The organism is Nonomuraea glycinis, from assembly GCF_035920485.1.
Classification (GTDB): Bacteria; Actinomycetota; Actinomycetes; order Streptosporangiales; family Streptosporangiaceae; genus Nonomuraea; species Nonomuraea glycinis.
In genome coordinates, this window is sequence record NZ_CP109166.1 from 4,155,318 (window position 1) to 4,174,822 (window position 19,505).

General features: G+C 70.9%; 16 protein-coding genes. 6 read left to right on the forward strand and 10 right to left on the reverse strand.

Annotation, left to right across the window (positions count from 1 at the left end):
- Positions 1 to 80: 80 nt before the first annotated feature.
- The 4 genes from OHA68_RS19830 to OHA68_RS19845 are packed head-to-tail and all read right to left on the reverse strand — an operon-like array spanning position 81 to position 4,842.
- A complete protein-coding gene (locus OHA68_RS19830) occupies positions 81 to 1,754 on the reverse strand; it encodes a phospho-sugar mutase (RefSeq protein ID WP_327108952.1) in 1,674 nt (557 codons plus the stop codon).
- Positions 1,751 to 2,554 (reverse strand): purine-nucleoside phosphorylase, encoded by an 804-nt coding sequence (locus OHA68_RS19835; RefSeq protein ID WP_327108953.1) that lies wholly within the window; start codon positions 2,552 to 2,554, stop codon positions 1,751 to 1,753. Before OHA68_RS19835 ends, OHA68_RS19830 begins: the two co-directional genes overlap by 4 nt.
- A gap of 3 nt (positions 2,555 to 2,557) precedes the next feature.
- On the reverse strand, positions 2,558 to 3,865 hold the full coding sequence (locus OHA68_RS19840; RefSeq protein ID WP_189144490.1) for a M20/M25/M40 family metallo-hydrolase: 1,308 nt from the start codon (positions 3,863 to 3,865) through the stop codon (positions 2,558 to 2,560).
- Positions 3,862 to 4,842 carry an Lrp/AsnC family transcriptional regulator gene (locus tag OHA68_RS19845; RefSeq protein WP_327108954.1) on the reverse strand — a complete coding sequence of 327 codons (981 nt, stop codon included), beginning with the start codon at positions 4,840 to 4,842 and terminating at the stop codon, positions 3,862 to 3,864. The genes OHA68_RS19840 and OHA68_RS19845 overlap by 4 nt, the downstream gene beginning before the upstream one ends.
- A gap of 111 nt (positions 4,843 to 4,953) precedes the next feature.
- On the opposite strand from OHA68_RS19845, the gene OHA68_RS19850 reads away from it, so the two are divergent.
- Entirely contained in the window at positions 4,954 to 6,255 is a 1,302-nt protein-coding gene (locus OHA68_RS19850) for an MFS transporter (protein ID WP_327108955.1), read from the forward strand.
- Here OHA68_RS19850 and OHA68_RS19855 read toward each other — a convergent pair whose 3' ends face one another.
- The gene (locus OHA68_RS19855; protein ID WP_189144492.1) at positions 6,256 to 6,708 is read right to left on the reverse strand and encodes a gamma-glutamylcyclotransferase; all 453 of its coding nucleotides are present in this window, start codon (positions 6,706 to 6,708) and stop codon (positions 6,256 to 6,258) included. It lies immediately after the preceding gene.
- 71 nt (positions 6,709 to 6,779) lie between these two features.
- Between OHA68_RS19855 and OHA68_RS19860 the strand changes: the two genes are divergently transcribed.
- Positions 6,780 to 8,171 (forward strand): NAD(P)H-quinone dehydrogenase, encoded by a 1,392-nt coding sequence (locus OHA68_RS19860; RefSeq protein WP_189144493.1) that lies wholly within the window; start codon positions 6,780 to 6,782, stop codon positions 8,169 to 8,171.
- A 116-nt stretch (positions 8,172 to 8,287) separates the two neighbouring features.
- Here OHA68_RS19860 and OHA68_RS19865 read toward each other — a convergent pair whose 3' ends face one another.
- Positions 8,288 to 9,202: a LysR family transcriptional regulator gene (locus OHA68_RS19865; RefSeq protein WP_327108956.1), complete on the reverse strand. Its 915-nt coding sequence runs from the start codon at positions 9,200 to 9,202 to the stop codon at positions 8,288 to 8,290.
- A gap of 113 nt (positions 9,203 to 9,315) precedes the next feature.
- Here OHA68_RS19865 and OHA68_RS19870 point away from each other — a divergent pair, with 113 nt between their 5' ends.
- Positions 9,316 to 9,663, forward strand: a complete 348-nt coding sequence (locus tag OHA68_RS19870; protein ID WP_327108957.1) for a DoxX family protein — start codon at positions 9,316 to 9,318, stop codon at positions 9,661 to 9,663.
- 88 nt (positions 9,664 to 9,751) lie between these two features.
- Here the strand turns inward: OHA68_RS19870 and OHA68_RS19875 are convergent, their stop codons facing one another.
- The 4 genes from OHA68_RS19875 to OHA68_RS19890 form a co-directional block, all read right to left on the reverse strand.
- A complete protein-coding gene (locus tag OHA68_RS19875) occupies positions 9,752 to 10,393 on the reverse strand; it encodes a DNA alkylation repair protein (protein WP_327109528.1) in 642 nt (213 codons plus the stop codon).
- 97 nt (positions 10,394 to 10,490) lie between these two features.
- Complete coding sequence (locus OHA68_RS19880) at positions 10,491 to 11,942, reverse strand: serine hydrolase domain-containing protein (RefSeq protein ID WP_327108958.1); 1,452 nt, start codon at positions 11,940 to 11,942, stop codon at positions 10,491 to 10,493.
- A gap of 130 nt (positions 11,943 to 12,072) precedes the next feature.
- Entirely contained in the window at positions 12,073 to 13,212 is a 1,140-nt protein-coding gene (locus OHA68_RS19885; RefSeq protein WP_327108959.1) for a hypothetical protein, read from the reverse strand.
- 407 nt (positions 13,213 to 13,619) lie between these two features.
- Entirely contained in the window at positions 13,620 to 15,362 is a 1,743-nt protein-coding gene (locus OHA68_RS19890) for an acetyl/propionyl/methylcrotonyl-CoA carboxylase subunit alpha (protein WP_327108960.1), read from the reverse strand.
- Between the two features lie 182 nt (positions 15,363 to 15,544).
- On the opposite strand from OHA68_RS19890, the gene OHA68_RS19895 reads away from it, so the two are divergent.
- From OHA68_RS19895 to OHA68_RS19905, 3 genes are all read left to right on the forward strand, one after another.
- On the forward strand, positions 15,545 to 15,817 hold the full coding sequence (locus OHA68_RS19895; RefSeq protein WP_189144511.1) for a WXG100 family type VII secretion target: 273 nt from the start codon (positions 15,545 to 15,547) through the stop codon (positions 15,815 to 15,817).
- 60 nt (positions 15,818 to 15,877) lie between these two features.
- A complete protein-coding gene (locus tag OHA68_RS19900) occupies positions 15,878 to 17,014 on the forward strand; it encodes a S8 family serine peptidase (RefSeq protein ID WP_327108961.1) in 1,137 nt (378 codons plus the stop codon).
- A 197-nt stretch (positions 17,015 to 17,211) separates the two neighbouring features.
- Positions 17,212 to 19,497: a serine/threonine protein kinase gene (locus OHA68_RS19905; protein ID WP_327108962.1), complete on the forward strand. Its 2,286-nt coding sequence runs from the start codon at positions 17,212 to 17,214 to the stop codon at positions 19,495 to 19,497.
- Positions 19,498 to 19,505: the final 8 nt, after the last annotated feature.

A 19,505-nucleotide genomic window follows, 5' to 3' on the forward strand; every position in this document is an offset into this window, starting at 1 on the left:
CTCGCCAAATCTGGTGGGACCAAATTTGGGCCTATTCTAGAGGGGCCTGTCCCTGTGCGGTCCCAACTCTCGTGATGAGACTAAAGTCCGAGGGTTGCGCTCAGGTCGGCCTTCAGGGCGTCCAGCTCGCCGGCCGCCTCGGCGCGGGCGTCGGGCACGTCGCCCGTCACCGGCACCACCACCTCCAGATAGCACTTGAGCTTCGGCTCCGTGCCCGACGGCCGGACCACCACGCGGGCGTCGCCCGACAGCGTGAAGCGCAGCCCCTCGGTGGGCGGCAGGTCGCCGTCGTCCCTGCTCAGGTCGTCGACGCGGGTCACCGTACGGGTGCCGAGGGTGGTGGGTGGGGTGGCGCGCAGCCGGGACATGGCGTCGGCGATCAGCGACAGGTCGTCCACGCGGGCCGAGAGCTGCGCGGTGGCGTGCAGGCCGTACCGTCTGGCCTGGTCGTCCAGGAGGTCGAGCAGTGTGTGGCCGTTCAGTTTGGCGGCGGCGGCGATGGCCGCGACGGTGAGCGCGGCCCCGATGCCGTCCTTGTCGCGGACCGGGAGGTAGGGCGCCGCGATCTCCGGGAAGGAACCGCCGTCCTCGGGCGCGGGGTGGGTCGTGCCGACGCTGTAGCCGATCGCCTCCTCGTAGCCGAAGACCAGGCCAGGGCCCGCCTTGATGATCCACTTGAAGCCGGTCAGCGTCTCGCCGTAGCGGACGCCGTGCGCGCGGGCGATCTTGCCCAGCAGGGTCGAGGAGACGATCGTGGTGGCCACCATGCGGTCGCCCGACGTGTGCGTGAGGACGTGCTCGGCCAGCAGGCCGCCGAGCTCGTCGCCGGTGAGCATGCGGCAGGCGCCGTCGCCGAGCGGGACGCCGACCGCGCACCGGTCGGCGTCGGGGTCGTTGGCCAGCACCAGGTCCGCGCCGGTCTTGGCGGCCAGCTCGATGACCAGGTCCATCGCCCCGGGCTCCTCCGGGTTGGGGAAGGCCACCGTGGGGAAGTCCGGGTCGGGGTTGCGCTGCGCCTCGACGGCCATCGGCGTCTCGAAGCCGGCGGCCAGGAAGGCGCCGGTCAGCGTGCCGGAGCCGACGCCGTGCAGCGGCGTGTAGGCGACCCGCAGCTCGCGCGCGTCGCCCAGCGGCAGCGCGATCACCGCGTCGATGTAGTCCTCGACGATGGCGTCGCCCAGCTCGGTGAGCGTGCCGGGGGAGTGCAGCGGGAGAGCGTCGACCGGGCCCACGGCGTCGATCGCGGCGGAGATCCGGCTGTCGATCGGCGGCACGATCTGGGAGCCGTCGCCCCAGTAGACCTTGTAGCCGTTGTCCCTGGGCGGGTTGTGGCTGGCGGTGACCGTCACGCCGGCGTCGGCGCCGAGGTGGCGCACCGCGAAGGCGAGCACCGGCGTGGGCAGCGGGCCGGGCAGCAGCGAGGCGTGCAGGCCCGCGCCGGTCAGCACGGCGGCCGTGTCGCGGGCGAACACGTCGGACTTGTGCCGCGCGTCGTAGCCGATCACCACGTGTTTGCCGGGGCCGAGCACCTGGGCCAGGCCGGCGGCGGCGCGCATGACGGTGACCCGGTTCATCCGGTTGGGGCCCGCGCCGAGCTCACCGCGCAGCCCGGCGGTGCCGAACTCCAGCTTGGCTTCGAACCGGTCCCGCAACGCCTCGGTGTCGTCGCGCTCCAGCAGCGCCGACAGCTCGGCCCGGGTGTCGGGGTCGGGGTCCTGGCTCAGCCACTCGCGGGCCTGCTCGTGAAGGCTCACAGCCGGTCGACCACCTTGGCGAGCAGGACGCCCATCCGGGTGGCGGTGGCGCGGCCGACCTCCAGGACCTCCTCGTGGTTGAGCGGCTCACCGGACAGCCCGGCGGCCGGGTTGGTGACCAGGGAGACGCCGAGCACGTCCAGGCTGGCCTCGCGGGCGGCGATCGCCTCCAGCACGGTGGACATGCCGATCAGGTCGCCGCCGAGGGTGCGCAGCATGCGGATCTCGGCGGGCGTCTCGTAGGTGGGGCCGCGGAAGGCGACGTAGACGCCCTCGGCCAGGCTCGGGTCCACCTCGCGGGCCAGCTCGCGCAGGCGCCTGGAGTAGACCTCGGTGAGGTCGATGAACGTGGTGCCGGTGATCGGGTTGGCGCCGGTCAGGTTGATATGGTCGCTGATCAGGACCGGGTCGCCGACCTGCTGCGTCTCCGGGCGCAGGCCGCCCGCCGCGTTGGTCAGCACGATCGTACGGACACCCGCCGCGGCGACGGTGCGCACGCCGTGCACGACGGCGTCGACCCCGCGGCCTTCGTACAGGTGGCTGCGCCCGAGCAGCACCAGCGCGTGGCGGCCCGCCGGGGTCCGGACGACGCGGATCTTGCCGCCGTGCCCGGCCACCGCGGGCGCCTGGAAACCGGGCAGATCGGTGACCGGGATCTCGGCCACCACCTGCCCGATCGCGTCCGCGGCCGGCACCCAGCCGGACCCCATCACGAGGGCCACGTCGAAGGTGTCGAGCCCGGCCGCGGCTTTCAGCGCCGCGGCCGCCTCACCGGCGAGATTGTACGGATCTATGCTCACGGATCAGTAGTTTAGGAGGAGCCTGTCCAGCACCCGCACGCCGAATCGCAGCGCTTCCACCGGCACCCGCTCGTCCACGCCGTGGAACATCGAGGCGAAGTCCATGTCGGCGGGCAGTCGCAGCGGCACGAACCCGAACCCGCGCACCCCCAGGTCGGCGAAGAACGTCTTGTTGTCGGTGCCACCCGACATGCAGTACGGCACCGCCCGCGCCGTCGGGTCCTCGGCCTTGAGCGCCGCGATCATCGACTCGACCAGCGCGCCGTCGAAGCCGGTCTCCAGCGCGATGTCGTGGTGCACGAACTCGCGGCGCACCTTGGGCCCGATCAGCGAGTCGACGGTCTTGAAGAACTCCTCCTCGTGGCCGGGCAGGAAGCGGCCGTCGACGACGGCGGTCGCCTGGCCGGGGATGACGTTCGACTTGTAGCCGGCGCCGAGCTGGGTGGGGTTGGTGGTGTGGCTGAGCGTGGCGCCGACGAAGCGGATCAGCGGCCCGATCTTGTCCAGGATGGGCGCGGGGTCGTGCTCGTCGAAGGGCAGCCCGAACGCGTCGGCGGTCTCGCTGAGGAAGCGGTGCACGGTCGGGGTGAGCGTGATGGGCCACTCGTGGGCGCCGATCCGGGCGACGGCCTTGGCCACCTCGGTGACGGCGTTGTCGGAGTTGAGCATGGAGCCGTGGCCAGCGGTGCCGTCGGCGACGAGCTTCATCCAGGCCAGGCCCTTCTGGGCCGTCTCGATCAGGTAGAGCCGCAGCGACGGGTCCACTTCCAGCGAGTAACCGCCGACCTCGCTGATCGCCTCGGTGACGCCTTCGAACAGCTCGGGGTGGTTCTTGGTCAGGTATTTGGCGCCGTACACGCCGCCCGCCTCCTCGTCGGCGACCCAGGCGAAGACCAGGTCGCGGCGCGGCCTGCGGCCGTCCCTGGCGAGCCGGCGGACCAGCGCCAGCATCATGGCGTCCATGTCCTTCATGTCGACCGCGCCGCGACCCCAGATGTAGCCGTCGCGCACCTCGCCGGCGAACGGGTCGACGGTCCAGTCGGCGGCGTTGGCGGGCACCACGTCGAGGTGGCCGTGGACGAGCAGCGCGGGCAGCGACGGGTCGGTGCCCTCGATCCGGGTGATCACATTGCCGCGACCGGGCTCGCTCTCGATGTAGGTGGCGTCGATGCCCACCTCGGCGAGCCTGGCCATGACGACCTCGGCCGCGGCGCGCTCACCGGGGCCGCTGCCGTCCCCGTAGTTGCTGCTGTCGACCTTGATGAGCTCCACGCACAGGTCGGCGACTTCGTTCTCGGCGGTAGGGATCATGGTGTCTTCTCCAGGGTGAGCAGGCCAGACTTGTGAAGATAGCCGCGTTTGTACGCGTGGGTGATGAGAGTGACATTGACGTCGGTGACCTCGTCGAGCAAGCCGACGACGCCGGAGAGGAACCGGTAGAGATCTTCCTCGTGGGCGGTGGCCACCTGGACGATCAGACCATGAGTGCCGGTGGTGGCGGCGCAGTAGCGCACGTCGGGGTGTGCGGCCAGCCGCTGGCCGACCCGGTCCAAGCCGTTCGGGCGGACCTTGAGCCAGAGCTGGGCCTCCACCTCCAGGCCGATCAGCGCCGGCTCGATCTCCGCCCGCAGCAGCAGGAGCCGCCGGTCGAGGAGCGAGGTGACCCGTCTGCGCGCGGTCGGCAGCGACAGCTCCAGCCGCTCGGCGATGGCGGTGAAGGCGATCCGCCCGTCGGCGGCCAGCAACTCGGCGATCTCCTCCTCCAGCGGTGACAGCCCGTCCACGTCCGGCAGGGGAGCGTCCGGCGGCGGCGGCCGCAACTCGGCCAGCTCCCGCTCGGTGAGGTACGGCGCGTGCCACTCCGCGACGGTCCTGAAGGTGTGCAGGACGACCTGGGTCTGCGTCTGTCCGACCCCATCGATCCCGCTGATCTGCGTGGACAGGATGTCGTGCAGCTTGTCCCTGGAGGGGGAGACCAGCTCGCAGCCGACGTCGGTGGCGCCGGTCAGGGCATAGACCGAGCGGGTGTCGTGCCGGTCGGCGATGGCCCGGGCCACGCTCGCCGCGGTGCCCGGACGTACCTGCACATGGAGGTGGACGGGGCGGCCGTGACCGGAGCGGAGGTCGTCGTAGATGGCGGTGACCCGCACGTACCCGTCGGCGATCAGCCGCTGCAGGCGGCGCGCGACGGTGCGCTCGTGCTCGCCGACCGCCCGGCCGATCTCGCCCCACGACGCGCGCGGGCTGACCTGGAGGGCGGCGATCAGCCGCCGGTCGAGAACGTCCAAAGAGAGCCGCTTCCGTGTCGGGATCGCCAAAATGTGGACAGATATTTGACTGTTTTGGTCGCTCGCTTGCACAGTAGGGCATTACTGCACTGTTGAGCAAAGGAGCCCTTCGTGGTGACCTCTCCCCCCGCCCCCTCCCCGATCGGCATCCCGAAAAGCCGCCTGCGTCAGCTCTTCGCGGCCAGCGTCGGCAACGTCGTGGAGTGGTACGACTGGTACGCCTACAGCTTCCTGGCCGTCTACTTCTCCGGGCAGATCTTCGCGGAGACGGACAACCCGCTCGTCCCGGTGCTGAGCGCGTTCGCGATCTTCGCGGTCGGCTTCTTCATGCGGCCGCTGGGCGGGCTCCTGGTCGGCGCGTTCGCCGACCGTTTCGGCCGCAAGGCCGCGATGACGTTCACGATCATGTTGATGGGGTTCGGCTCGCTGCTGCTGGCGGTGACGCCGACCTACGAGGCGGCGGGCGTGCTCGCGCCGATCATCCTGACGCTGGCCCGGCTGATCCAGGGCCTGTCGGTCGGCGGCGAGTTCGCCGCCGCGACCACGTTCCTGGTGGAATCCGCGCCCCCCGGCCGCCGGGGTTTGTTCTCCAGCTTCCAGTACGTCAGCACCACGATCGGCCAGCTGCTCGCCTCCGGCCTGGCCGCGCTGCTCGCCCTCTCGCTCAGCGAAACCGACATGAACTCCTACGGCTGGCGCATCGCCTTCGTCGTCGGCGCGGTGATCAGCCTGGTGGGCCTGTGGATCCGCAAGGGCGCCGAAGAGACCAGCACCGTAGCCGCCGACATCAAGGCGGGCCGGGCCGAGCGGCCGGGGCTGTTCGACTTCCTGCTCCACTACCCCACCAAGGCCGCGCTCATCGTCGGCATCACGCTCGCGGGCACGGTCGCGTACTACACCTGGACCACGTTCCTGCCGACCTACGCCCAGCAGAACGTGAACTTCGACAAGGCCGAGTCGCTCACCGTGAGCACCATCTCGCTGGTCTTCTTCATGGTGCTGCAGCCGCTGCTCGGCATGCTGTCGGACCGGGTCGGCCGCAAGCCCATGCTGATCACCTTCGGCCTCGGGTTCACCATCCTGCCGGTGCCGCTGCTGGGCATGCTGTCGAACTCGTTCTCCAGCCTGCTGATCATCCAGTGCGTCGGCATGGTCTTCCTCGGCTGCTTCACCTCGATCTCGGCCGCGGTCAACGCCGAGTTGTTCCCGACCCGGGTGCGGGCGGCCGGCGCCGGGTTCCCGTACTCGCTGACCGTGGCGATCTTCGGTGGCACGGCGCCGCTCATCGGCACGGCGCTGAAGGACGCGGACGCCTCCGGGCTGTTCCCGTGGTATATGTCCGCGCTGGCGCTGATCTCCACCCTGGTGTACGTCTTCGCGCTGAAGGAGACCAAGCACCTGCCGCTCAGCTGATCAGGAGCCCAGCGACTTGCACGGGCGTCCCCGCAGCTCCTTGACGTAGTCGTCGGGGGCGCCCGCCCGCTCGGCGGCGTCGGCCAGGATGCCCAGGTAGCGGGCCGAGGGCAGGCCGCCCTCATAGCCGTCCAGGACGTAGAACCAGGCCAGGACCTCGCCGTCGAGTGTCTGCACGCGCAGCCGGACCTTGTGATAGAGACCGCGTGAGGCGCCCTCCCACTGGTCGAGCGAGGTCTCGTCGTTCTCGGGCACGTCATACAGGACGACGAAGACGTGATCGTCGGGGTCCTCGACGATGGTGGCGATCGCGCCTTCCCAGCCGAAGATCTCCCCGCCGAAGGTCAGACGCCAGCCAGGCAGCCATCCCACGTCGCGCACCGGCGAGTGCGGGGCGCGCATGGCCATCTGCTCCGGGTCCATGTTGCTGCCGTAGGCGGCGTAGACAGGCACAGCAGCCAAGACTAGCGCGCGAGGGCCGCCCCGATCGTCAGCAGCACAGCCGATGCAGGAGAATGGGATACGTGACGAGGATTGTGATCATTGGTGGCGGACCAGGCGGCTACGAGTCGGCGCTCGTAGCGGCACAGCTAGGCGCGCAGGTCACGATGGTCGAGCAGGACGGCCCAGGCGGGGCCTGCGTGCTGACCGACTGCGTGCCGTCCAAGACCCTGATCGCGACCTCCGTGCGCAAGCAGGCGCTGCTCGACGCGCCTACGCTGGGCGTCGCCTTCACCGGTGGACTCGATGGTGACGTCGGCGTGGCGCGGGTCGATCTGCCGCTGGTCAACAAGCGGGTCAAGGAGCTGGCGCAGGCGCAGTCGGCCGACATCGCCACCCGGGTCCAGGCCGAGGGCGTCGAGATCGTCAAGGCGCGCGGCCGGCTGGTCGACCCGCAGGTCGTCCGGGCCGGCGACCGTACGATCCGGGCCGACGTGGTGCTCGTGGCCACCGGCGCGACCCCGCGCGTCCTGCCCGGCGCGGAGCCCGACGGCGAGCGGATCCTCAGCTGGCGCCAGCTTTATGATCTGGACGAGCTGCCCGAGCATCTGATCGTGGTCGGGTCAGGCGTGACGGGCGCGGAGTTCGCCGGCGCCTACCGCTCGCTCGGCGCCGAGGTCACGCTCGTCTCCAGCCGCGACCGGATGATGCCCAACGAGGACGCCGACGGCGCCGAGGTGCTCGAAGAGGTCTACCGCCGGCGCGGCATGAACGTCATGGGCCGTTCGCGCGCCGCCTCCGTCAAGCGCACCGCCGACGGCGTCGTGGTGACGCTGGAGGACGGCCGAACGGCCGAGGGCTCGCACGCGCTGATGACCGTCGGCATGGTGCCCAACACCGGCGGCATCGGCCTGGAGGAGGCCGGGGTGCAGCTCGACCGCAACGGGTTCATCAAGGTCGACAAGGTCTCGCGCACCTCCGCCCCCGGGGTCTACGCCGCCGGCGACTGCACCGGGGTGCTCATGCTCGCCTCGGTCGCCGCCATGCAGGGCCGCATCGCCGTCTGGCACGCGCTCGGCGAGGCCGTCCAGCCGCTGCGGCTGGCGACCGTGGCCTCCAACATCTTCACCGACCCGGAGATCGCCGCCGTCGGCGTCGCCCAGCGGGCGATCGAGGCGGGCGAGATCGAGGCCAACGTCGTCAAGCTGCCGCTCGCCACCAACGCGCGGGCCAAGATGTCGGGCTTCAACGACGGGTTCGTCAAGCTCTTCTGCCGGCCGCACACCGGGATCGTGCTGGGGGGCGTGGTGGTGGCACCGCGCGCGTCGGAGCTGATCCTGGCCGTGTCGGTGGCGGTGCAGCAGCGCCTGACGGTGGGGCAGCTCGCCCACACCTTCGCCGTCTATCCGTCGCTGTCCGGGTCGATCACCGAGGCGGCCCGCCGGCTCATGCAGCCCGAGGCTTCGGGGCTCTGAGATCTGAGGCTGTGCCGCGCTGGGCTTGTGGGGTTGTGATTTCGCTTGGGCGCGAAGGCAAGGGCCTCGCTGCCCGCCTGCTCATAAGCCGCCGAGATCGGGCCTGTCGCGGCTGATCAGGCGGTGGCCTCGTCGGCTCGGGCCGGTCGGTTCTCCAGACAGCAGCGTATGAAGTCCTGGACGACGGGATCGGTGTCGTCGGCGGGAGTCCACGCGATGCCGACCTGGCTGGGGCTGACGCCGCTGACGGGCCGGTAGGTGACGCCGGGGCGGGCGTAGAAGCGGGCGGCGGATCGAGGGGCGAGGGCGATGCCGTAACCGTTGGCGATGGCGGTGAGCCAGTCGTCGGGGTGGTCGGTGACCGCGCCGATGCGGACCGGGTGGCCGTCACGTTCGTCGGTGGCCAGCCAGTAGTCCCGCCACCGGCCCGTTTCGGGCGGGGCCGCCACGAACGGCTCATCCCACAGGTCGCGGAACGGGATCCGCTCGCGCGCGGCGAACGGGTGGGCGGTGGGGAGCGCGACCCAGCGGGGCTCGGTGAGCAGCACCTTCACGCGCAGGGTGTCCTGGCCGGGGAAGGGCAGTCGCAGCAGGGCGGCGTCGACGTCTCCGTGGGCGAGTCCGGCCGTTGGGTTCGACCATGACGCGTGCCGCATCTCAGCCCGCCATCCCGGCCGGCGACGGGCGAACGCCGCGATGATGTGCTGGGTGGTCTCGTTGGCGGCGCTGGCCACGAAGCCGACCCGCAGCACCTGCGCTGCCCGGCTGGCCGTGCTCTTGGTTTCCCGCAGCGCCCGGTCCCAGCCGGCCAGCAGGGCGGGCGCCCCCTCCATCAGGGTTCGGCCTGGTTCGGTGAGGGCCATGCCGGCCCGGGATCGGGTGAAGAGCCGCACTCCGAGCAGGGCCTCGAGTTGCTTGATCTGTTTGGTCAGCGCCGGCTGGGACACGAACAGTCGTTCGGCGGCGCGGGTGAGGCTTCCCTCCTCCGATACGGCGATGAAGTAGCGCAACAGCCGGGTGTCGACATCCATCCCGCCAGGTTATAGATGCAGATATTGGACTCCGGGAAAGGGGCTCGGCAAGGCTTGATCCAGCAAGCGAGCCGCGGATGGCCTGCTGCCTGCTTCGCTGAAGGGGGATACGAATGTACAGCGCCTATGCGATCGTCACCGTCCTCACGATCGCGGCCAACGTCTGGGCCGCCGGCGCCGACTTCGCGAAGGCCAAGTTCGTCCTCGGCAACGCGGCTGAACTGGATCTCCCGCTGTCCTGGCTCCCCTTGCTCGGAGCGCTCAAGGCCGCCGGAGCCGCTGGGCTCCTGCTCGGGATCTTCGGTGATCGGTTCATCGGCATCGCCGCCGCGATCGGGCTTGTCCTGTTCTTCATCGGAGCCATCGCCGCGCACGTACGCGCCCGCGCGTTCTCCAAGATCGTGTTTCCCGGCATCTTCCTGGCGCTTGCCAGCGCCTCTCTCGTCCTGGCCATCGCGTGATGGCCATCGCGTGATGGCCAGGACGAGAAGACGGGCGCCCCCATAGGGAAGCGGTCTGGGGCAGCAAGATCACGCCGAGCCGATCGATCTAATCGCCTTGCCGGCGCACTATCTCGGTGATCCAGACCGGGGCGAACGGAGACGTACAGCCTGGAGAAGTGGGATAGTCCTTGAGCACCTCCAGGCGCTCACCGATGTCGATGGCCCGGGTGCGGTGCTCGGCGTGGTCGATGCCTATCTGGGCCAGGCAGTGGTTCATCGCCCACTGCAGGCGATCCGGGGCGTCCTTCATCTCCGTCTCGATGACGTCGAGCAGCCCGGTGAGATCGAGGATCTCGGGCTTCTTCGTCACGCGTTCGGTGGTCAGCGCCCAGCCGGCGCTCGCGACCACGGGGTCCGGATCGGCGGACCAGGCCAGGCGGAGCTCTTCGGCGTGCGGGTTCTTCTTCACCACGTAGTTCACGAGCCAGTCGTGCACCTTGGGTGCGCGCGCCTCGCGCAGCATGACGTCCAGTTCGTCCCGCCCGAACGCCTTCGGCCGGCAGATCAGGAGGGCCAGCAGTCTCGCCGCGGTGTCATCGGTCTCCCAGAGCCGGTACGCGAGCTCCTGCTGCGTCTTCAGCCGCTTCGCGAGCGCGCGCAGCTTGCCGAGGTTCACACCGTGATCGTCGCCGTGCCTCTCGTTCACCTCGCGGATCTTCGGGTCCGCGAGGTCGGCCAGCTCGGCCATCACCTCGGCGACCGTCGTCCCGGCCTGCGTCGTCCCTGCCACCTCAGCCTCCTGTCCGTCTGGTACGCGACTCAGCGTACGACGGACGCCGGTCTGATCACAGGGCCGTGGCGAGGCCGAAGGCGATCAGGAGGACGGCCGGGAGGGCCGGGCCCGGCCAGGAGCGCCAGGTCAGGGGTGCGCCGCTCAGCGGCATGGCACGCCAGCGGGTCAGCGCCGCGGCGGTGCCCGCCGCCAGGACGCCCGCGCCGAGGGCCCAGACGAACGGCGGGACGAACGACCAGCCGCCGGTCCCGTGCGCCAGCCAGAGGAACAGGGCCGCCCACAGGAACCGGCCCGTCACCGACAGCCGGTCCAGCCGGGGGTTGCGGAACGCCGAGACGAGCAGGCCGAGGCCCGCGAAGGAGAACAGGATGGCGAACGCGAGCGCCTGGATCGGCGGCCGTTCGTCGTCGCCGGGCGTGCTGACGCCCAGGAGGCGAAGGCCCACGCTCTGGACCGACTTGCTGGTGTTGCCCATGACCACCACGCCACGCCCGGCCGCCCGGTCGAAGGCGGCGTAGGTGCTGAACCCGCCGGTCGCCCCGTTGTGCCAGGTGATGTCCCGCTCGCCGTGCCTGGTGGTGAACCAGCCGTAGCCGATACGGCGGTCCGGCTTCTCGGTGAAGCGCGGGGTGGCCGCGTCCGCGCCCGGAGCCCTGCCTTCCATGACCGCCCGCACCAGCTTGGCGATGTCGCCGGTGGTGGACCAGACCGCGCCGCCCGCGCCCGCCGAGCCGTGGTCCCGCCACGGATCCATGGGCCGGCCGTTCTCGTCCTGGCCGGCGGCATGCCCGGCGGGCAGCGGGTCCCGCGGGGCCAGGACCACGGTCGCGTCCATGCCGAGCGGGGCGAGGATCCGCGTGCGCAGCAGGCTCGCGTAGTCGGTGCCCGCGTGCTCCGCCAGCGCCAGGCCGAGCACGGCCGCGCCGAGGTTGGAGTAGCTCACCGTGCCACGGTCCCGCAGGCTGACGGCCGCCAGATCGTCCAGCACGGCCTGCGGTCCCTGCGCGCCGTACGGGTCGGCGCCGGTGAGGGTCGAGACGTACGACCGGGCGAACGTCATCGGCGTCAGCCGCAGCCGGGGCAGGCCCGAGCGGTGCGAGGAGAGCTCGGCGAGCGTGACCGTGCCCACGGCCGGGTCGGAGAACCGCACCCCGGGCAGCAGCTCGCGGAGCTGGGTGTCGGGGGACAGGCCGTCGGCGGCCAGGTCCGCCAGCAGCATCCCGGTCGCCGCCTTGGCGATGGAGCCCAGCTCGTAGGCCGTCTCGGGCCCCACGGGCCGTGGATCGGGCCCGCCGGTGTCGCCGACCCCCGCGTGCGTGATGCCGCCGTCGCCGATCATGGCCACCGACAGGCCCCGGTATCCCTGCTCCCCGGCCGCCTGCCGGACCAGCTTGGCCAGAGCGGGGTCGCCGGTCGTCCGTGGGCCCAGCGTGGGCGGGGCAGGGGCGATGAGCAGGGCGAGGAGGGCGGTGACCAGTCCGGATACGAGGGTGATGACCTTCATATTTCCGATAATACGTAATTTCGAAGTTTGTTGAGCCATGGTGGGAGACCTGCCCCGAGACAGGTGCTGAAACGACGAAGGGCGCGCTCCCGAAGGAACGCGCCCTGATCGTGCCAAGGGTCAGAAGGGACTACCAGTCGCCGCCGCCGAAGTCGCCGCCGCCGAAGTCGCCCCAGCCGCCGCCGCCACCGAAGTCGCCGCCACCGCCGAAGTCGCCACCGCCACCGAAGTCGCCACCGCCGCCCATGTCGCCGCCGTAGCCGCCCATCATGCCGCCCATCATCATGCCGCCCATCATGTGGCCCATCATCGTGCCGATGAACATGCCGGTCATGATGTCGCCGAAGCCGCCGTAGTAGCCGTAGGCGTACGGCTGGTAGGCGGGTCCCGCGTCGTAGTAAGGACGGCGCTCGCCGTTGACCATGACCTCGCGCATCTGCGGGTCGAAGCCGCGCTCCACGGCCTCGGCGTCGGCCGAGCAGGCGGGCACGTCACGCGCCACGCCACCCTGCGGCGCCCAGCGCACGTTGCGCACCGACGGGCCGTGCTGCGGGTTGAAGAAGCAGGGCGCGAGCCGCTCGGGCACCGGCTGCTTGTTGACCTTGGCCTTCACCACGGCCAGCGAGTAGCGGCCGTCCTCCAGCGTCCCGGTCACCTCGCGAACCTGGTCGGCCCGCTCGACCGCGTTGAGCTGCGTCTTGGCCTTCTCGTAGGCGTCGAGAGCCTTCTGCCACTCGTCGATGTGCTGGCCGCCCTCGCCTTCGAGCATGACGTCGGTGTCGAGCGCGGTGATCTCCTCACCGAACTTGGTGACGTCCTCCTCGACGGTCTGCTTGACCGCGGCCAGGTCCTTGGCGTCCTGGATGGCCTGCTTCTTCTTCCGGTTACGGGAGTAGAGGAAGTAGCCGCCACCGCCGGCCAGCGCGAGCACGCCCAGCGTCACCAGGACGCCGGTGCCGCCACCGCTGCCGCCCACCGGGCCGGAGTCCAGCGCGGAGCGCGTCTTGCCCTCGGCCATGTAGTTGACCCGCTGGATGAAGTCGTCCATGCCCGCCACGACGTTGTCGTTGTTGCGCACGGCGAGCTTGGAGAGCTGGTCGGTCATGCCGGCGCGGCCGAAGTTGGACGCGGCGAACATCGACGGGCCGTCGAGCACCACCAAGGTCCACTGGCCGCCGGACGTGGCGGCCTTGGCCTTCTGCAGTTCGGTGCCGACACTGCGGACATAGGTCGCGGGGTCGGTCACCGAGCCGTCAGGCAGCGCGGCCACATAGATATCGCTCTTGGATGCCTTGAGCGCATCCCGGATCTGCGACTGATCGTCCGAGCTCAACGTGGAGCCGGGTGCCACAAAAAGAGGGTCCTTATTGTCCTTGAAGTGGGACACCACGGATTGAGCGTCCGGCGGTGCCGCCGCGTTGGCGGCAGGGGATAGCGCAAGGATGACGAGTAGACCGGCGATCAGAGCCGCGACTGCGGCCCCTGCTCGGCGCAGCGGATGTCTCATTGGCAGCAAGCCTCCTTCGCCCATGAGGACGAACGGGCGGTCGGCAAAGTTCCTCACTGCGCACGTTACCCGCCCCGAGCCGTCCAGGCGCGTGGCCTGTCGGAGATCGGAGCGCCACCGTTGACCGGCCCACGGAGCCTTCGCCGGCGATCTGGTTTGACACGGGCGTGTCAAACGTCCTTGATCTCACAGATCGTCGCGCCGGAGGTCACGGTCTGCCCGACCGCCGCGCTGAGCCCGGTGATGGTGCCCGACTTGTGGGCGGCCAGTGGCTGCTCCATCTTCATGGCCTCCAGCACCACGACGGTGTCGCCCTCGGCCACCGTGTCACCGTCTCCCGCGACGACCTTGACGATGGTGCCCTGCATGGGGGTGACCAGCGAGTCGCCGCTCGCGGCGGTCTTCTTCCCACCACCCTGGGAGCGCCTGGGTTTGTTCGCCGAGGGCGTAGCCGACGCCGTGCCCAGACCCGCCGGCAGCACCACCTCCAGGCGCTTGCCGCCCACCTCGACCGTGACCCGCTCGCGCGCCTCGGGCTCGGCCGCCTGCGTGTCGCCCGCGTACGGCTCGATGGTGTTGTCGAACTCGGTCTCGATCCACCGGGTGTGGACGGCGAACGGCTCTGCGGTGTAGGCCGGGTCCGACACGACCGCGCGGTGGAACGGCAGCACGGTCGGCATGCCGTCGATCTCGAACTCGGCCAGCGCCCGGCGGGCGCGCTCCAGCGCCTCCCGCCGCGTCCGGCCGGTCACGATCAGCTTGGCCACCAGCGAGTCGAACGTCTGCGGCACCGTCATCCCGGCTTCGTAGCCGGCGTCGAGCCGCACGCCGGGGCCCGACGGCGGCCGCAGCACGGTGAGCGTGCCGGGCGCGGGCAGGAAACCCCGGCCGGCGTCCTCGGCGTTGATCCGGAACTCGATGGAGTGGCCGCGCGCCTCCGGGTCGCCGTAGCCGAGCGCCTCGCCGTCCGCGATCCGGAACATCTCGCGCACCAGGTCGATCCCGGTGACCTCCTCCGAGACCGGGTGCTCGACCTGCAGGCGGGTGTTGACCTCCAGGAAGGAGATCGTGCCGTCCTGGCCGACGAGGAACTCGCAGGTGCCCGCGCCGACGTAGCCGGCCTCGCGCAGGATCGCCTTGGAGCTGTCGTAGAGGGCGTCGAGCTGCTCGCGTGACAGGAACGGGGCGGGCGCCTCCTCCACCAGCTTCTGGTGGCGGCGCTGCAGCGAGCAGTCGCGGGTGCTGACCACGACCACGTCGCCGTACTGGTCGGCCAGACACTGGGTCTCGACGTGGCGCGGCCGGTCGAGATAGCGCTCCACGAAGCACTCGCCCCTGCCGAAGGCGGCCACGGCCTCGCGCACCGCCGAGTCGTACAGCTCGGCGACCTCGTCGAGGGTGCGCGCCACCTTGATGCCGCGCCCGCCGCCGCCGTAGGCCGCCTTGATGGCGATCGGCAGCCCGTGCTCCTCGGCGAAGGCGACCACCTCGGCGGCGCCGGAGACCGGGTCCTTGGTGCCCGCGACCAGCGGCGCCCCCACCTTCTGGGCGATGTGCCTGGCCTGCACCTTGTCGCCGAGCGCGGTGATGGCGGCCGGCGGCGGCCCGATCCAGGTCAGGCCCGCGTCGATGACGGCCTGGGCGAAGCCGGCGTTCTCCGCCAGGAAGCCGTAGCCGGGGTGCACGGCGTCCGCGCCGGACCGCTCGGCGATCCGCAGCAGCTTGGGGATGTCGAGGTAGGTCTCGGCGGGCGACTGTCCGTCCAGGGAGTAGGCCTCGTCGGCCACTCTGACATGGAGGGAGTCCAGATCCTGGTCGGCGTAGACGGCCACACTGGTGATGCCGGCGTCCCGGCACGCGCGGGCCACCCGCACGGCGATCTCTCCACGGTTGGCGATCAGAACCTTCTGCACCGGCGTCCGTCCTTCCTCGGCGAGCACTCCACGGAGTGTAAGTGTTGGCTTTGGCCTGCGGTTCAGCGGCCCAGGGCAGGCCATTGCGCCGGGAAGACCATAGCCGCTCGGCATAACCCCAGGCGATGGACAAGTGGCGCGTTTAGTGTGAGGGCGCTTTCACGTCGATCCAGGAGGTACGCATGAGTCAGAGCATGCTCGGTGGCGATCCCGGAGAAATGCAGGCCATGGCCGCCCAGTTCACCCAGCAGTCGGAGGCCGTGCGTGCCACGGTGGCGGCGCTGGACCGCGAGGCGGCCAAGGTCGGCACTGCCTGGACCGGCCCAGGAGCGCAGAAGTTCCAGGGCGCCTGGCAGAACTACCGCACCGCCTTCCAGCGCATGTCCGAAGAGCTCAACGAGGCCTCGCGCGTCATCAACACCTACCGGGGCAACATCGAGTCCGCCACCCGCTGACGCCCGCGAAGCCCCGGTCCGGGCCGGGGCTTCCGGATGACCGGACTAGGCTGTTCCGACATGATCGGTCACGCCTTCCTGGCAGGCCTGCTGGGGCTGCACCTCCCGCTCGCACCCGCGATCGCGCCGGAGAAGTGTCAACCGCCCCGAGGCAGCATGCAGGTCGGTGAGTCGTGGGCGCAGCAGCGGCTCGACCCCAGGCGCGTGTGGTCGCTGTCGACCGGCGCGGGCGTGTCCGTGGCGATCATCGACAGCGGCGTCGACCTGACCCATCCGCAGCTCCGCGTGGCGGGCAAGGCCGATCTCACCCGCACCGGCATCCGTGACTGCGTCGGGCACGGGACCGCGGTGGCGGGCATCATCGGCGCCAGGCACCTCAAGGGCGTGCCGTTCTACGGCATGGCGCCGGAGGCCAGGCTGCTGGTCTACAAGCAGACCAACGCCGAGCGGGACGGCGACCCCGACCTGCTGGTAAGGGCCATCAAGTCCGCCGCCGACGTGGGCGCCAAGGTCATCAACGTGTCGGTGTCGACGTCCGACCAGCCGGCGCTGCGGCAGGCCGTGGCGTACGCGCTGGCCAAGGACGCGCTGATCGTGGCCGCGGCGGGCAACATCAAGAAGGAGGACGGCACGCCCATCCCCGACTACCCCGCCTCGTACGAGGGGGTGCTGGCGGTGGGCGCGGCCGGGCCGAACGGCCACCTGTCCGACTTCTCCAACGTCAAGACGCCCGTCGCCGTGCTCGGCCCCGGGCAGGGGGTCACCTCCACCTGGCCGGGCCGCTCCTATTTCAAGGACCTCAGGGGGACCAGTTACGCCGCCCCCTACGTGGCCGGGGTGGCCGCGCTCGTACGGGCCCGCTTCCCGTCCCTGGACCAGGCGCAGGTCCTGAAGCGCATCGTGACCACCGCCGACGGCGTCGCGAGCGGGGGGAAGGCGGGGATGGTCAACCCGATGCTCGCGGTCAGCGCGATCCTGCCGTTCGAGCCGGCCAACGCCCCCGTGGTCGCGCCGCCTCCGCTCAGCCCGCTCCCGGCCGGCGTCGTGACCCAGGCGCCGCCCGTGGATCACGACGCGATCCGGCTGGCCCTGCTGGTCGCCGGGCTCGGCATGGGGCTGGGGCTGCTCGTGGTGGTCACCCGCGCGGTGATCCCCATGGGGCATCGCAGGGGGTGGCGGGCCGGCCGGGACGACTGATCTCGCCTCACTGAGCCCGCAAGAAGACGACTGATCTCGCCTCACTGAGCCCGCAAGAAGACGACTGATCTCGCCTCACTGAGCCCGCAAGAATACGGAACAGTGAATTGTCGGGTTCAACCATGAAACGCCCGTGGCTTATGTGACGGATCTGGTTGAATGTGATCGATTAGATGGTTTCTGCGGAGAGGTTTGGCATGCACCCGTTGCGCCCTGGGGACCCGGAGCGGATCGGCGCTTTCGGGGTTGTCGGGCTCCTCGCGGAGGGGCCGCGCGGAGAGATCTTCCTGGGCCGCGAATCCGACGACGCGCCCCTCCTCGCGATCAAGCTGCTGCCGCCCGAGCCCGACCGCGCCGCTGACGCGCCGGTGCCGCAACTGGACGCGCAACGGATCTCCAGCTCCTACGTGGCCAGGGTGCTCGACGCCGGATATCTGGGGGACCGGCCTTATGTCGTGCGCGAGCACGTCGAAGGCAGGAGCCTGGCCGAGGTGGTGGCGGACGACGGGCCGCTGAGCGGGGACGCGCTCGAACGGGTGGCGGTCGGCGTGCTCACCGCGCTGTCGGCGATCCACCTCGCGGGCCTGTCACACCGGGCGCTCAGCCCGCACAACGTCATTCTCGGCGCCGACGGCCCCCGCGTGACCGACGCCGCGCTCGGCGATCCCGCCGGCGAGGTCGCCTTCCAGGCTCCCGAGCAGCTCCACGGCCTGCAGTACGGCCCGTACGCGGACGTCTTCGCCTGGGCCGCCACGATCACCTTCGCGGGCACCGGCAAGGCGCCGTTCGCCGACCGGGACGCGGTGCTGAACGGCGAGCCCGAGGTGGACATCGAGGCCCAGCCGATGCGCGGCGTGCTGCTGTCGGCGCTGGCCAAGGAGACCGCGCGGCGGCCCACCGTCTACAGCGCCCTCATGCAGGTGCTCGGTGACACGGGCCCGCCCTCCGCGCCGCCGCCGGCCGCCGCCCAGACCGTCATCGAGGGCGTGCCCGTCCAGGGCGGGCCGCCGCAGGGCTTCCTCGGCGACCGTCCCGCCCTGGCGGCCCCGGTCCCTGACGCGATCGGCCCGGCGCCGATGGTGCCGCCCCAGAGCCCCTGGACCCAGGGCCCCCCGATGGGTCAGCACCCGCCGATGCAGGGCCCACCTGTGCAGGGCCCGCCCTTGCAGGGTCCGGTCGGACAAGGTCCGCCGATAGGGGGCTCGCCCATGCAGGGGCCGTCCATGCAGGGGCCGTCCATGCAGGGCCCGCCCATGCAGGGCCCGCCCATGCAGGGCCCGCCCATGCAGGATCCGTCCATGCAGGATCCGTCCATGCAAGGCCCGCCGATGCAGGGGCCGGTCGTACCGGGTTCCCCTATGCAGGGGCCGCCTTTGCAGGGGCCGGTCGTACAAGGGCCGCCCATGCAGGGGGCTGCCATGCACGGCATGGCGGTGCCGTCGGGGCCGCAGCAGGCGGAGGAGCCGATGTGGGGGCCGCCGGATCCCGACCGGCAGCAGCACCAGCAGCCGTACCACCAGATCAGGCTTGAGGCGATGCCGAACGGGCAGCCCGCGCAGAAGCCGCGCCGCCGCGCGCCCCTGGCGCTGATCGCCGGGGTGGGCGTGATCGCGGTGTTGTCCGGTGTGGGTCTGTGGGGCGCCAGCGAGTACGTCCAGTTCCAGCAGGTCAACTCCTCCTCGGCGGCCGAGGCAGGCGTGGGGTCGGGCAAGGAGTCCGCCTCGGCCGAGCCGACCGCCGGCCCGGATGACACCCTCCCGATGGGCGAGACCCCGCAGACCGAGGTCACCCCGCCGTGGGCCGTCACCACCTCCCCCGACGAGTCCGGGGTGGGCCCCCTGGTGCTGCCGACCGAGTGGCCTTCGGACGCGCCCACGGGCCAGGTGCCGGATCTGACCACGGCGCCCACCAGCCCGGCGGCCATCCCCACGCAGCCGGTCGTGGTGCCCACGCCGACGGTCACCACCACCAAGCGGGCGGCCACGACCAAGCAGCCGACCAAGCCGGCCGCGACGGTCACCAAGACGGTGCAGCCCACCAAGACCCCGACGAAGACGCCCACCCAGAAGCCGACGCAGCAGCCGAAGCCGACTCCCACGAAGACGACGGCTCAGCCGAAGCCGACCCCGACGAAGACCACGCCCCCTCCGGCGGAGGCGAAGAACCCTTACACGCCGACGCAGGTGTGCGGCTCCGGCTACAACGTCCAGCGCTTCCAGTCGTTCGCGGGCGGCGTGACGTACCAGCTCTGGAGCGACAGCGCCGGCCAGAACTGCGTGGTCACCATGAAGACCCTGAACGTGGGCAAGAAGACGGCGGTCAGCGCCACGCTGGAGGTGCAGGGCGGCGGCAGCAAGACCGACAGCGGCAGCTTCGAGTATTACGCGGGGCCGGTCAAGCTGCCCGCCAAGGGCAAGTGCGTGCGTTTCTCCGGCAGCTCCACCACCGGCAGCACCAGCGCCGACTGGGCCAGCTGCGGCTGACGGCCGCT